Annotated in this window: 14 protein-coding genes; 11 read left to right on the forward strand and 3 right to left on the reverse strand. The window is 69.1% G+C overall.

The window, feature by feature from the left end; genetic code table 11:
* Positions 1–5: 5 nt before the first annotated feature.
* Genes OG984_RS22960 through OG984_RS22975 form a run of 4 tightly spaced genes read left to right on the forward strand, consistent with a single transcriptional unit; the run spans position 6 to position 3,478 of the window.
* The gene (locus tag OG984_RS22960) at positions 6–842 is read left to right on the forward strand and encodes an alpha/beta hydrolase (protein WP_328528497.1); all 837 of its coding nucleotides are present in this window, start codon (positions 6–8) and stop codon (positions 840–842) included.
* Positions 839–1,579, forward strand: coding sequence for an ABC transporter ATP-binding protein (locus OG984_RS22965; protein ID WP_328528498.1), 741 nt, complete (start codon positions 839–841; stop codon positions 1,577–1,579). The genes OG984_RS22960 and OG984_RS22965 overlap by 4 nt, the downstream gene beginning before the upstream one ends.
* Before the next feature lies 1 nt (position 1,580).
* Positions 1,581–2,411, forward strand: a complete 831-nt coding sequence (locus OG984_RS22970; protein ID WP_328528499.1) for an ABC transporter permease — start codon at positions 1,581–1,583, stop codon at positions 2,409–2,411.
* Between the two features lie 5 nt (positions 2,412–2,416).
* Positions 2,417–3,478, forward strand: a complete 1,062-nt coding sequence (locus tag OG984_RS22975; protein ID WP_328528500.1) for a fatty acid desaturase family protein — start codon at positions 2,417–2,419, stop codon at positions 3,476–3,478.
* Positions 3,479–3,489: 11 nt separating this feature from the next.
* On the opposite strand, the gene OG984_RS22980 is transcribed toward OG984_RS22975, so the two are convergent.
* On the reverse strand, positions 3,490–4,047 hold the full coding sequence (locus OG984_RS22980) for a hypothetical protein (RefSeq protein ID WP_328528501.1): 558 nt from the start codon (positions 4,045–4,047) through the stop codon (positions 3,490–3,492).
* Positions 4,048–4,181: 134 nt separating this feature from the next.
* Between OG984_RS22980 and OG984_RS22985 the strand changes: the two genes are divergently transcribed.
* The gene (locus tag OG984_RS22985) at positions 4,182–4,547 is read left to right on the forward strand and encodes a DUF1330 domain-containing protein (RefSeq protein ID WP_328528502.1); all 366 of its coding nucleotides are present in this window, start codon (positions 4,182–4,184) and stop codon (positions 4,545–4,547) included.
* 55 nt (positions 4,548–4,602) lie between these two features.
* Here OG984_RS22985 and OG984_RS22990 read toward each other — a convergent pair whose 3' ends face one another.
* On the reverse strand, positions 4,603–5,013 hold the full coding sequence (locus OG984_RS22990) for a hypothetical protein (RefSeq protein WP_328528503.1): 411 nt from the start codon (positions 5,011–5,013) through the stop codon (positions 4,603–4,605).
* A gap of 75 nt (positions 5,014–5,088) precedes the next feature.
* Positions 5,089–6,249: a beta-1,3-glucanase family protein gene (locus OG984_RS22995; RefSeq protein WP_328528504.1), complete on the reverse strand. Its 1,161-nt coding sequence runs from the start codon at positions 6,247–6,249 to the stop codon at positions 5,089–5,091.
* A gap of 178 nt (positions 6,250–6,427) precedes the next feature.
* Here OG984_RS22995 and OG984_RS23000 point away from each other — a divergent pair, with 178 nt between their 5' ends.
* The 6 genes from OG984_RS23000 (at position 6,428) to OG984_RS23025 (ending at position 12,520) form a co-directional block, all read left to right on the forward strand.
* Entirely contained in the window at positions 6,428–7,129 is a 702-nt protein-coding gene (locus tag OG984_RS23000; protein WP_328528505.1) for an NAD-dependent deacylase, read from the forward strand.
* Positions 7,130–7,159: 30 nt separating this feature from the next.
* A complete protein-coding gene (locus OG984_RS23005) occupies positions 7,160–7,876 on the forward strand; it encodes a hypothetical protein (protein WP_328528506.1) in 717 nt (238 codons plus the stop codon).
* Positions 7,877–7,938: 62 nt separating this feature from the next.
* Positions 7,939–9,132 (forward strand): Fic family protein, encoded by a 1,194-nt coding sequence (locus OG984_RS23010; protein ID WP_328528507.1) that lies wholly within the window; start codon positions 7,939–7,941, stop codon positions 9,130–9,132.
* A 43-nt stretch (positions 9,133–9,175) separates the two neighbouring features.
* Positions 9,176–10,621, forward strand: coding sequence for an MDR family MFS transporter (locus tag OG984_RS23015; protein ID WP_328528508.1), 1,446 nt, complete (start codon positions 9,176–9,178; stop codon positions 10,619–10,621).
* A 61-nt stretch (positions 10,622–10,682) separates the two neighbouring features.
* Entirely contained in the window at positions 10,683–11,831 is a 1,149-nt protein-coding gene (locus tag OG984_RS23020; protein WP_008354678.1) for an acyl-CoA dehydrogenase family protein, read from the forward strand.
* Between the two features lie 221 nt (positions 11,832–12,052).
* Entirely contained in the window at positions 12,053–12,520 is a 468-nt protein-coding gene (locus OG984_RS23025; protein ID WP_328528509.1) for a PPOX class F420-dependent oxidoreductase, read from the forward strand.
* The last annotated feature ends 39 nt before the right edge of the window (positions 12,521–12,559 follow it).

Genomic DNA, 12,559 nt, shown 5'->3' on the forward strand with positions numbered 1-12,559 from the left:
CAGCCATGACAGTTGTGACGCCGCTCAGATACGGCCTCAACGAGGCCGATGGAACCATCGGACCCCGCCTCCTCGCCTGCGACCCGCCCGGAGGGGCGCGGGTCGTGGAGGTCTTCGGGGATGTCGTGACCGCCGACCACATCGCGGTCCTGGTGCCCGGCAACGGCCACCACCTCGGCAACTACTTCACCAGCACCGAGGCCCACAGTCCGCGCTCCCGGGGGCAGCTGCTGCTGCGTACGATGCAGGAGATCGCGCCCGAGAGCCGGTCGGCAGTGGTGGTCTGGCTGGGCTACCACTCGCCGCCGGAGTGGTACAACGCGATCACCAACGGGCCTGCCTACGCTGGCGCCAGCGACCTGGCCGCCCTCACCCACTACCTGCCGCGCGCCGCCCATCTCACCCTGGTCGGCCACAGCTACGGCTCGACCGTCGCCGGCCTCGCCCTCGCCAGCGCCCGCGCCGAGGACTGCGTAGCGCTCGGCAGCCCCGGGATGGGCGTGGTGCACCGCTCCGAGCTCGGGTCACGCACCCGGCTCTGGGCGGCGTACGGCGAGACCGACCGGATCCGACTGATCCCGCAGGTACGCCTCGGCCGCCTCGGTCTGGGCCGCGGCCCGCTGCACCCCGAGCTGGGCGCGACCCGCTTCGGGACCGGCGACATCCCCGGCCACTGCGGCTACTACGCCGAGGGCAGCGAGTCGCTGCTCAACATCGCCCGGATCGCTCTGGGCCGCTACGACGAGGTGACCCCGGCCAGCACGGTCTCGACAAGCTCGACCACCGATGGCCGGGTCGCCGCCCGACGCATCCCCACCAAGGACATGGAGGCAGCAGCATGATCACCGACGAACCCGCCATCTGGACCCAGGGGCTGCGCAAGAGCTACCCCGGCCGCGGCGCCGCCCTGGACGGCATCGACCTCGCCGTCCCCGCCGGCACCGTCCACGGCCTGCTCGGCCCCAACGGAGCCGGCAAGACCACGACCGTACGCATCCTGGCCACGCTCGCCGGCTTCGACTCCGGCCAGGCGTGGGTCGCCGGCCGCAACGTCGCCCGCGACCGGGCCGGCGTGCGGGCGCGGATCGGCATCGCCGGCCAGTACGCGGCGGTCGACGGTGTCCTGACCGGCCGCCAGAACCTGGAGATGTTCGCCCGCCTGTACCGGATGCGCGCCCGGGAAGCCCGCGCCCGCGCCGACGAGCTGCTCGAGCGCTTCGACCTCGTCGAGGCCGCCGGCCGACCGGTGCGCGGCTACTCCGGTGGCATGCGGAGGCGGCTCGACCTGGCCGTCAGCCTGATCCGCAGCCCCCGGGTGCTCTTCCTCGACGAGCCCACCACCGGTCTCGACCCGCGCAGCCGGATCGAGGTCTGGGACGCGGTCCGCGAGCTGGCCGACTCCGGCACGACCGTGCTGCTCACCACCCAGTACCTGGAGGAGGCCGACCGGCTGTGTTCACGCATCACGATGGTCGACCGCGGACGGGTCGTGGCCGAGGGGACGCCGGCCGAGCTCAAGTCCAGCGTCGGCGGCCGCGACCTCGACGAGGCGTTCCTGCTGATCACCGAGGGGGCCTGAGATGACCACATTGACCGAACCCACCGTCCACGGATCACGCATCACGTGGGCGACGGTCGACACCTGGGTGGTGGCCAAGCGCCACCTCCTCCATCTCGTACGCCGCCCCGACGAGCTCCTCGGCACCCTGATGATCCCGGTGATGGCCGTGGCCATGTTCGGCTTCGTCTTCGGCGAGGCCTTCGGCGTCGCGATGAACGTGCCGGGGGAGGAGTACCGCGAGTTCCTGCTCCCCGGCCTCTTCGCGCTCACCATGGCGTTCGGCATCGGCAACACCACGATCTCGGTCGCCGAGGACGTACGCGGCGGGGTGCTGGACCGGATGAGATCACTCCCCATGTCGCCGGTGGCCGTGCTGGCCGGGCGCGCCCTGGCCGACGTGATCCTGGCGGTCGTCGAGCTCAGCATCCTGCTCGCGCTCGGGACGCTGTTCGGCTGGCAGGCCCACCTCGGGATCGGTGCGGTGATCGCCGCGCTCGGGCTGCTGATCCTCCTCAGGATGGCGTTCTCCTGGGTCGGCATCCTGCTCGGCCTGCTGGTCAGCGGCCCCGAGGCGGCGATGAAGTACTTCGCGCTCGTCTTCCCGCTCGCCATGGTCGCCGACACGATCGTGCCGACCGACCTGATGCCGGGCTGGCTGGCCCTCCCCGCCGAGTGGAACCCGCTCTCCTCGACCGTCATCGCCACCCGCGAGCTCTTCGGCAACACGGCCGTCCCGGCGGCCTCCTGGGTCGGCGAGCACGCCCTCACCATGGCCGTCCTCTGGCCGGTCGCCATCATCGCGATCTGCCTGCCCCTGGCCATGGCCCGGCTGCGCCGGCTGGGGCGGTGACCACGATGACCACGCTCCCCACCCAGGCGCACCGTCAGGTCAACGCCTACACCGAGCTGATGAGTCGCGTCAGGCAGGTGGGTCTCCTGGAGCGGTCCCCGAGGACGTACGCCCGGCGGGTGGCTCTCCTCGGCACCGGCTTCGCGCTCGCCCTGGTCGCCCTGCTCGCCCTCGGGCAGACCTGGTGGCAGCTGCTGGTCGCGGCGGCCTTCGGGGTCCTGTTCACCCAGACCGCGTTCCTCGCCCACGACGGCGCCCATCGCCAGATCTTCGCCTCGGGCCCGAAGAACGAGTGGGCCTCCCGCCTCCTCGGAAACCTGGTCGTCGGGCTGAGCTACGGCTGGTGGATGCGGAAGCACACGCGCCACCACGCCAACCCGAACAAGGTCGACGCCGACGAGGACATCCGCCCCTCGGTCCTGCTGTTCACCACCGAGGACGTCGAGCGACGCAAGGGTCTCAAGCGGTGGCTCACCGCCCGGCAGGGATGGCTGTTCTTCCCGCTGCTGACCCTCGAGGGCGTCAACCTCCACCTCGGCGCCGTCCTCACGGTGGTCAAGGACCGTGACCTCAAGCATCGCCGTACGGAGGCAGCGCTTCTGGCAGTGCGGCTGATCGGGTGGCCGGTGCTGGTCTGCTCGGTGCTGGGCCTCGGCCTCGGCGCGGCGTTCTTGGGCGTGCAGCTGGCCGTCTTCGGTGTCTACATGGGCGCCAGCTTCGCCCCCAACCACAAGGGCATGCCGCTGGTCCCGCGCGACACCCGGATCGACTTCCTCTCCCGCCAGGTCCTGACCTCCCGCAACATCCGCGGGGGACGCTGGGTCGACCTGCTCATGGGTGGCCTCAACCTGCAGATCGAGCACCACCTCTTCCCGAGCATGCCGAGCAGCAGCCTTCGCCGCGCCCAGCCCCTGGTCCGTGCCTACTGCGCCGAGCAGGGCGTCCCCTACACCGAGGCCGGTCTCCTGGAGTCGTACGCCATCGTCGTCCGTTACCTCAACCGCGTGGGCCTCGGCGACCGCGACCCCTTCGCCTGCCCGTTCGTCGTGGCCAACAGGACGGGCTGACCGGCTGGGCCCTATGGGGTCGGATCGGCGGGCACCGCTGCCCGGACTCGTCCGTGATCGGAGTAGTCCGCATCGACCTCGACTGTCCCGGCGCCACCGAGCTCCCTCTCCCACCTCCGGGTGAGGGACTCGATCTCGCCCTCCTCACGGGCCCGCCGGTCGAAGGTGACCCCGATGACGTATCCGTCGTCGGACCAGACCAGCACCCCGTCGACCTCGGCCTCGAACCGCTCGCCGTCGGGCAGCACCAGGTCGATGTGCTCGCTGTCGTAGTCGCGCATCCCGGGGAAGTCCTCGTTGTCCTCGGGCAGGCTGGAGAGCAGGACCGGCTCGCGCAGGTCGAGCTCGATGGTGTCGGGGTCGCGGACGAGCTGAGCCCACGCGACCAGCGTGGCGACGAACAGCACCGGGACCGCGAGCACGCCGACCCCGGTCCAGGCCAGCGACTTCGGGTTCTTTCCGGACATCCGCACCACGGCGGCCGCCCCCAGCAGGACGAGCGCGACCACAACCAGGAACAGCAAAACCGCCCCGACGACGATGATCAGCACCGCGCCGCCCGCACCCATGGGATCAGTATCCCGGCCGCGGCCCGCGCCGCGCGGCCGAATTCGGCGCTCTGGCCAGATGCTCCGATGGCCGCCGAAGGAGACTGTGCACTCGGACCGATGCGGCAGGACCCCGCGCGTGCGACGATCCGCCCATGGCAGTCGATCCAGGTGGTAGCGACCTGAAGAGGTACGTCGAGGAGGACCCGGGCGGGCCGGTGGTGATGCTCAACCTGCTCCGCTTCGCCGAGGGCGGGCGCGCGCTCTATGCCCAGTACGCGGAAGCCGTCGGGAAGACGTTCCTGCCACGCTACGGCGGCGAGGTGTTGTACTCCGGTGACGGCTCGACCGCTCTCGTGGCTGAGGACGGCCAGGCCTGGGATGCGGTGCTGATCGTGCGTTACCCCTCGCGGGAGGCGTTCTGCCAGATGGTCGCCGACCCCGAGTATCAGCAGGTCACCGAGCTGCGTACCCGTGCGTTGAGCGAGGCCGTGCTCCAGGCGACGGTGCCCTGGGGCTGAGTGTCGCGACCGCGGCGATGCGCCATGTAGGCGAATGCGTCGCTCGGCCCAGCTTCTAGGAGACGGTGTCGACGATGCAGATCGCCAGGGTGGAGAAGTAGACGACGCCGGCGAACAGCGCATGGAAGCCGACCCGGACCGGCAGCCGGCCGTCGAAGATCGAGCGCAGCGCGAGCTTGTAGGCGTTGACCGTCGAGAGGTGGCTGCCGCCCATCGCCCGCGTACGCCGCAGCAGCATGCTGTCGCCGAAGATGTTGCCGATGCTGATGAGGGCGAACGCGGCCCAGGCCCACAGGACCGGTCCGGACAGGACGTACGCGATCCAGGACGCCGCTCCGAGGACGGAGAGCGTCGCATGGGTGACGGCGACCCGTGCACGGCCGCGGCCGCGTCGGAGCCAGCCCGTCAGCAGCAGAACCCCGACCGCTGCCTGGACGAGCCACGCCACGAGGACGACGTACGTCATGGAGCGACCGTACGGGCCCTCGTGGCGGGCTGGGGGTGCCGAGTCGACGATCCCCGATAGAGGGGAGGAAGCCGGTCAGAACGGCGTCAGCGTCACCGTCATCTCGGAGGCGTTGTCCTCGACGTACGAGGCGAAGCCGCCGACGTCGTCGAAGGCGAACCCGTAGGCCTTCCCGTCGACCGTGTTGTCGTGCATCGCCTTGCAGTACGCATGGACCCGTGAGCCCTGGTAGAACCCGCCCGGGTCGCCGGTGGGCTGATCGGAGGAGGCGAGCAGCGTTGTCCGGTTGAAGCTGGCGCCGAGCACGGCGGCGACCGGGCCGGTGATCCCGTCGTTGGGGGCGGCCAGGGCGCCGTCACAGAAGAGGACGTCCCGGGTCGAGGGCCGGCTGAACGCCTTGACGCCGCCGTCGAAGACGAACTGGTCGCCGCTGACCCTGCCCCGGAAGGTGGTGTTGTTGGCATTGACGATCAGGTCCTCGCCGGCGTACTTCGACCACACCTGGTCGATGTAGGAGTCGAAGAACGTCGAGGAGAACTTCCCGGCGTCCAGCCCGTGCCCCGGCGCGATGATCCGGCGGTCGTCGACGACGAGGGAGCCGAAGTCGGGGGAGGCCGAGACCGCCGAGAAGATCTTCTCGCGGCCGCCCTCGACGAGGGTGCCGGTGGTCGGCGACTCCTCGCCGGTCAGCGCGATCGAGAGCGGGACGCTGAACATGTCGACCATGGTGGTGTTGCAGTAGATCCGGCCGCTCTTGTAGGTGAACTCGACGCAGTCGTGCAGCACGCCGTAGCTGGGGTCGGACTCGACCCAGGCCGCCGGGTAGGCGAGCGCGTTGCCCTCGTTGACCTTGAACTTCAGCTTGTCGCCGAGCGAGAAGTAGATCCGACCCGACATGTCGGCGGGGATCTGGGAGAGCGTGTCGCCGCTGCCGGTGAACGGGATCGCGTAGTCGGCGTAGCCGTCGGCGCCGTTGTCGGCGAGGGAGACGGGCACGAGCGCCCCCTCGGGGGTGACCCGGGACTGCTCGCCCGTCGCCAGGTTGGTGCCGACGACGTAGAAGTGGATGGAGGCGTTGTCGTAGGCGCCGGTCCGGTTGACGAAGCGGAGCTGGATCGTGGCCTGCGCGCTCACGCCCTGTGGGCGCATGGCATGGGCCTGCCGTGGGATCCCGCCGAGGAGCGGCACGGTGAAGGCGGCAGAGGTGGCGGCTAGTACAGATCGTCTGGTCAGCATGGGACCTCCCGAGTGGGGAACTGTAGGAACCCGAATTACAGTAAGGGGCCTTTACAGTAAAAGTCCATACCTCTGCCGGACGGCATCGGGCCGGCGTCGGTTCGATCACAAAGGCTGATCGAGTGACCAAAACGGCGGTTCGGGGGCAGCGGATGTTTCGTCAACCTCGCTAGCCTGAATGCTTGTGAAAGTTGTCGTGCTCACCGGAGCCGGGATCTCGGCTGAGAGCGGTCTCGCCACCTTCCGGGACGCCGATGGGCTCTGGCAGGGGCACCACGTCGACGAGGTGGCCACCCCCGAGGCGTTCCGCCGCGATCCGGCGACGGTCCACCGGTTCTACGACGACCGCCGCCGGGAGCTGCGGTCCGTGGCGCCCAATCCGGCGCATATCGCGCTGGCCAGGCTCGAGCAGGTCCTCGGCGACGAGTTGCTGGTGGTCACGCAGAACGTCGACGATCTCCATGAGCGAGCCGGCTCCCGCCGGGTCGTGCACATGCACGGCGAGCTGCTCTCGGCCCTCTGCGACTCGTGTCAGGGCCGGTTCGCCTGGGACGACGACCTCGCCGATGCGCCCGCCTGTCCGGGCTGCGGCAACGACGCCCTGAGGCCCGACGTGGTGTGGTTCGGCGAGATGCCCTACGACCTCGATCTGATCGAGCGCGCACTCGTCGCGGCCGACCTCTTCGTCGCCATCGGCACCAGCGGCGCCGTCTACCCGGCCGCCGGTTTCGTACGCATGGCCGCCCTCGCCGGGGCCAAGACGCTCGAGCTCAACCTGGACCCGTCCGAGACCTCGCACCTCTTCCACGACGCCCGTCAGGGGCCGGCCGGCAAGCTCGTTCCGGAGTGGGTCGCCGACGTCCAGGCCCTCTCGCGTTGACCCCTAGGTAATTTCTGTCACGATAGGCCGGTGTTTCGCCAAGCCGTGCTCACGACCGCCCTCATCGTCGCGCTGACCAGCGCTCTCGCCGGCTGTGGCGAGGGGGAGGGAACACTGTCCCAGGCGCGCGACTACGCGAAGGAGCCCGGGAACCAGATCGCCGAGGACGCCCGCGCCGCGATGCACGACATCCGCACCGTCCATGTCGAGGGTGACGTGCTCGATCCGGAGGGCACCAAGATCACCGTCGACCTCGACGTCTCCGCCGAGGACAGCTGCGTCGGCAAGGTCAGCATCGGCGACGGCGAGATCTCGCTGCGCTCCATCGCCGGATCGGCCTGGTACCAGGGCGACGTGGAGTTCTGGAAGGCGATCGCGCCGGCCAAGGGCGAGGGTGAGCGCATCGCCAAGCGGGTCGGCAAGAAGTGGGTGAAGCTCGAGGGCGAGATGGCCAGCCTGCGCGCCTTCTGCAGCATCGACAGTCTCACCGCCCAGATGGTCCCGGCCGAGGCCGAGGCCCAGGCGATCGGCCCGGCGATGGCCGCCGACGGCCCTGCCGTGCGCCTCGATGTCACCCACGGCGAGACCGAGAGCCGGACGTACGTGCTGGCCTCCGAGCCCCACCGGATCGTGAAGTGGACCCAGGGCAGCTCCGGCGAGCTCACCTTCTCCGACTTCGACAAGGAGTTCCAGGTCGAGGAGCCCGCCCCGCGCGAGGTCTTCGACCTCGCCGAGCTGGAAAAGTGAGAACGGCCCGCCGTTATTCTCACTTTTCATAGAAATGTGAGAATAGTGAGTACGCTCGTCTCATGACCGAACGCGGTGTGGCACTGATTCCGGCAGCGGAGCGTGTCGTCGTGCCGTGGCGCCAGAGCATCAAGGGCGGCACCATCGACGACCGTCGACTGGCAGAGGTGACGGTCAGCATTCCTGCGCGCATTTCCGGAATCAGCCTGAGCGTTCCGCCCGGCCTGGCTGCTGAGTGCGACGAGGCTGTTCGGGCGATCGCGTCGCTGGATGCCACACACGGCCCTCAGCTCCGCCCGCTGGCGACGATGCTCCTGCGGGCCGAGTCGATCGCGTCGTCGAAGATCGAGCACGAGATCGCCTCGGTCGAGGACTACGTTCGCGCTCTCCATGGCGCGAAGTCGAACTCGTCGGCGCTCTCGATGGTCCGTGCCACCGGGGCTCTGGATCGGCTCGTCTCGGGCCCGCTCGAGCTCGAGACGCTGTTGGATGCGCATCGACGACTGATGCGTGACGACCCCATCGACGGCCCCTACGCCGGGCGCTGGCGTGACATGCAGAACTGGATCGGCGGTAGTGACCACTCCCCCCGGGGCGCGATCTATGTGCCGCCGCCCCCGGACCGAGTGGGCGGTCTGATGGAAGATCTGATTGCTTTCGCGACCCGCGACGACCTCGCCGTGATTCCGCAGGCCGCGATCGCGCACGCACAACTGGAGGCGATCCATCCGTTCACCGACGGCAACGGCCGCATCGGCCGAGCGCTTGCCGCGGCAGTCGTACGTCGTCGCCGCATCGCTCGCTCGGTGACCGTCCCCGTTGCCTCTGCGTTGGCGGCTCGGCGCAGCGCCTACTTCCAGGCGCTGGACGACTTCCATGCAGGCGACGCGGAGTCGATCATCAGCATCATCGCGACCTCTTCGACCGCCGCCGCTGAGGAAGCGAAGGTGACGGCGTCCAGGCTTGCCGAACTGCCGAATGACTGGCGTGAGCGCGTGGAGCCGAGCAGGGGCAGCGCGGCCGAGTCGCTGCTGGAGAAGCTGGCGGCAGAACCCGTTGTCACCACAGAGGATGTCGAGGAGGATCTAGGTCTCTCCGTTGCGACGACCCATCGGGTCATCGACCGGCTCCGTGGCGCAGGAGTCATTCGACCGCTCACCAATCGCACGCGCAACCAGGTCTGGGGCGCGGGCGACATTCTCGACGAGCTGGCCGATCTGGACGTACGGATCGGGGCCCGCGCGCGGGAGGAATGAACCCCTCGGAATGAATGGGTGGTCGTGAGGATTGCTAAGTAATGTGCCCACCTCGACGACCAGACCAACGCGCAGCTCGGTAGGACTTCGTAGCGAACGCGGGCCGATCCTGCTCGCGGTGATGGTGTCGCTCAGTCTGGTCGCGATCGACATGACGATCCTGGCGACGGCGGTGCCGAGCGTGGTGAAGGATCTCGGCGGCTTCGAGCAGTTCCCGTGGCTCTTCTCGATCTACGTGCTGGCGACCGCGGTGACCACGCCGCTCTACGCCAAGGTCGCCGACCGGCTCGGGCGCAAGCCGGTGATGATCGCCGGGATCGTGGCGTTCCTGGTCGGCTCGCTGCTGTGCGGCCTGGCGTGGTCGCTGACCGCGCTCATCGTCTTCCGGGCGATCCAGGGCATCGGCGCCGGGGCGATCCAGCCGATGGCGATGACGATCGTCTCCGACATCTACACGCTGGAGGAGCGAGCGGTCGCGACGTCGTACGTCGCCTCGGTCTGGGCCACCGCCGCCATCGTCGGGCCAACGCTCGGCGGTGTCTTCGCCGACTACCTCGACTGGCGGCTGATCTTCCTGATCAACCTTCCGATCGGGGCGGTCGCGCTGTGGCTCCTGCGCCACTTCCACGAGAACCGCCGGCCGGCCGCGACGACCGCCATCGACTGGGCCGGTGCCGGGCTGCTGACGGTCGGTGGCATCGCGCTGCTGCTCGGCCTGCTCGAGGGCGGTCACGCCTGGGCCTGGTCGTCCGCGCCCTCCTACCTGATCTTCGCGGTCGGCATCGTCGCCCTCGTCGCCTTCGGGTTCGTCGAGCGGCGTGCCGCCGACCCGGTGCTGCCGCCGTGGGTCCTCGGCCACCGAGTCCTCGCGCCGGCCAACGCCGCGAGCCTGATCGTCGGGGTCGTGATGCTCGGGCTGACGACGTACGTCCCGCTCTATGCCCAGAGCGTGCTCGGTCACTCGGCGGTGGTGGCCGGTTTCGCGCTCGCCGGGATGAGCATCGGCTGGCCGATCGCGGCTGCCACGGCCGGCCGGATCTACCTCGTGAGGGGCTTCCGGGTCGCGGTGGGGCTCGGCGCGCTGCTGGTCGTCGTCGGCGGGTTCGTGCTGGTCACGGTCGGCGAGAACTCGTCGTTCTGGCACCTGGCGATCCCCTGCTTCGTGCTCGGTCTCGGCTTCGGCTGGTCCGTCAACCCGGGCGTCGTCGCCGCCGGGTCGGCGGTCGACTGGGAGGTGCGCGGGGTGGCCACCGGGTCCAACATGTTCGCCCGCTCGGTCGGCTCGGCGCTGGGCGTCGCGCTCTTCGGTGCGGTCGCGAACGGGCTGGTCAGGAGCGAGTACGCCGGGGGAGAGGTGCCGCCGCTCGAAGCCCTGCCTGCTGACGTCCTCGCGCCGGCGCTGCACGTCGTCTTCGTCGTCGGCCTGGTCGTCTCGGTGCCGCTGCTGGTGGTGGCCTGGCGTACGCCGGTTCGGATCCGGCAGGACTGAGTCCAGATTGCATCCTGAGAGGGTTACCACCGAGTAACCACTGCGTCGTAGACTCCGATGCATGCTGAAGCGCGACCACTATGAGGAAGACCACGAGGACTTCCGAGCCTCCGTCCAGCAGTGGCTGGAGCGTTCGGTCAAGCCCCACACCGACAAGCACATCGCCGACAAGGCGCTGCCCCGCGAGTTCTGGCTGGAGGCTGGCGAGAACGGCTTCCTCGGGCTCGCGATCCCGGAGGAGTACGGCGGCGCCGGTGCCGACGACTTCCGCTTCAACGCGGTCCTCGCCGAGGAGCTCGCCAAGATCGGCGCGGCCTACCCGACCTGCGTCGGCATCCACTCCGACATCACCGCTCCCTACCTGGTCCGTCTCGGCACCGAGGAGCAGAAGCAGCGCTGGCTGCCGGGCGTGGCCTCCGGTGAGATCCTGCTCGCCATCGGCATGACCGAGCCCTCGGGTGGCTCCGACCTGGCCGCGCTGAAGACCACCGCGGTCCGTGACGGCGACGAGTGGGTCATCAACGGCTCCAAGACCTTCATCACCAACGGCTACTCCTGCGACCTGGTCATCACCGCGGTCCGCACCGACCCGGAGAAGGGCGCCAAGGGCATCACCCTCTTCGCGATCGAGGCGACCAAGGAGGGCTTCTCCCGCGGCCGCAAGCTCGACAAGGTCGGCATGGAGGAGTCCGACACCGCCGAGCTGTTCTTCGAGAACGTACGCGTCACCGACGCCGAGATCATCGGCGAGCTCAACCGCGGCTTCATCCACATGATGGAGGAGCTCCCGCAGGAGCGTGTCTCGTGCGCGGTCGCCAACATCGCGCAGGCCAAGCAGATCCTGCTCGAGACCGTCCAGTACGCCAAGGACCGCAAGGCCTTCGGCCAGTCCATCGGCGCCTTCCAGCACAACAAGTTCCTGCTCGCCGAGCTGGTCACCCAGATCGAGGTCGCCGAGGCGTACGTCGACAAGTGTGTCGCCGCGCACGCCCGCGGTGAGCTCACCCCGGTCGAGGCGTCCAAGGCCAAGTGGTGGTCCTCGCAGGCGCAGTCGGAGGTCCTCGACCACTGCGTCCAGATCCACGGCGGCTACGGCTTCATGAACGAGTACCGCGTCGCTCGCGCCTGGCGCGACGCCCGCGTCACCAAGATCTGGGCCGGCTCCAACGAGATCATGAAGGAGCTCATCGGCCGCGACCTCGGCTTCTGAGCTTCTCTCGTCGTACGTCCCTGGCGGGCGTCCACCTCCGGGTGGGCGCCCGTCGGCGCATTTCCCGGTGCTTCGACGCTAGGCCCGACGCCCGCAAGACGAAATAGATCCTTAATAGATCGTCTATAATAAAACTATCTGTTACGGTCTCTCTTGCTTCCGCCGAGCAGCCCAATCCATGCAGCCTGACCGGCCGCTTCACCTCCCAAGGACTGATCCACATGACCAAGCCCGCCGAGCCCCGCGTCCTCGCCGATCAGGACCTCAGCGACCTGCTCGCCAGTCAGCAGTTCGGTGTGCTGGCCACGGTCAAGCGCAGCGGCCACCCGCACATGTCGACCGTGATGTACGGCTGGGACCCGATCGAGCGGATCATCCGAGTCTCCACCACCGCCGAACGACTCAAGGCGCGTCACGTGCGCAACAACCCGCACGTCTCCCTGCATGTGAATGGGCCTGACATCTGGTCCTTCGCGGTGGCCGAGGGGAAGGCGGAAGTGTCGGAGGTGACCACCGAGCCGGGTGACGCCACTGGCAGGGAGCTGCTGGCCCTCGTCCCAGGCTTCCAGGATCCGGCCGAGGAGGCCGCCTTCCTGCAGCAGTTGGTCGTGGAGGGCCGGGTGGTGATCAGGCTGCATGTCACGCGCCTGTACGGCACAGCCCTGGACATCGCGCCGGCACAGGGATGACGGAGTCGATCTCCACTTGGGGGCGGACAGACGGCCGGA

The sequence above is a fragment of the Nocardioides sp. NBC_00368 genome (assembly GCF_036090055.1).
Lineage (GTDB): Bacteria > Actinomycetota > Actinomycetes > Propionibacteriales > Nocardioidaceae > Nocardioides.

What these genes read in the sequence shown, in the direction of transcription:
- OG984_RS22960 (WP_328528497.1), top strand. Translation starts at nt 6, where the DNA reads ATGACAGTTGTGACGCCGCTCAGATACGGCCTCAACGAGGCCGATGGA.
- OG984_RS22965 (WP_328528498.1), top strand. Translation starts at nt 839, where the DNA reads ATGATCACCGACGAACCCGCCATCTGGACCCAGGGGCTGCGCAAGAGC.
- OG984_RS22970 (WP_328528499.1), top strand. Translation starts at nt 1,581, where the DNA reads ATGACCACATTGACCGAACCCACCGTCCACGGATCACGCATCACGTGG.
- OG984_RS22975 (WP_328528500.1), top strand. Translation starts at nt 2,417, where the DNA reads ATGACCACGCTCCCCACCCAGGCGCACCGTCAGGTCAACGCCTACACC.
- OG984_RS22980 (WP_328528501.1), bottom strand. Translation starts at nt 4,047, where the DNA reads ATGGGTGCGGGCGGCGCGGTGCTGATCATCGTCGTCGGGGCGGTTTTG.
- OG984_RS22985 (WP_328528502.1), top strand. Translation starts at nt 4,182, where the DNA reads ATGGCAGTCGATCCAGGTGGTAGCGACCTGAAGAGGTACGTCGAGGAG.
- OG984_RS22990 (WP_328528503.1), bottom strand. Translation starts at nt 5,013, where the DNA reads ATGACGTACGTCGTCCTCGTGGCGTGGCTCGTCCAGGCAGCGGTCGGG.
- OG984_RS22995 (WP_328528504.1), bottom strand. Translation starts at nt 6,249, where the DNA reads ATGCTGACCAGACGATCTGTACTAGCCGCCACCTCTGCCGCCTTCACC.
- OG984_RS23000 (WP_328528505.1), top strand. Translation starts at nt 6,428, where the DNA reads ATGCTTGTGAAAGTTGTCGTGCTCACCGGAGCCGGGATCTCGGCTGAG.
- OG984_RS23010 (WP_328528507.1), top strand. Translation starts at nt 7,939, where the DNA reads ATGACCGAACGCGGTGTGGCACTGATTCCGGCAGCGGAGCGTGTCGTC.
- OG984_RS23020 (WP_008354678.1), top strand. Translation starts at nt 10,683, where the DNA reads ATGCTGAAGCGCGACCACTATGAGGAAGACCACGAGGACTTCCGAGCC.
- OG984_RS23025 (WP_328528509.1), top strand. Translation starts at nt 12,053, where the DNA reads ATGACCAAGCCCGCCGAGCCCCGCGTCCTCGCCGATCAGGACCTCAGC.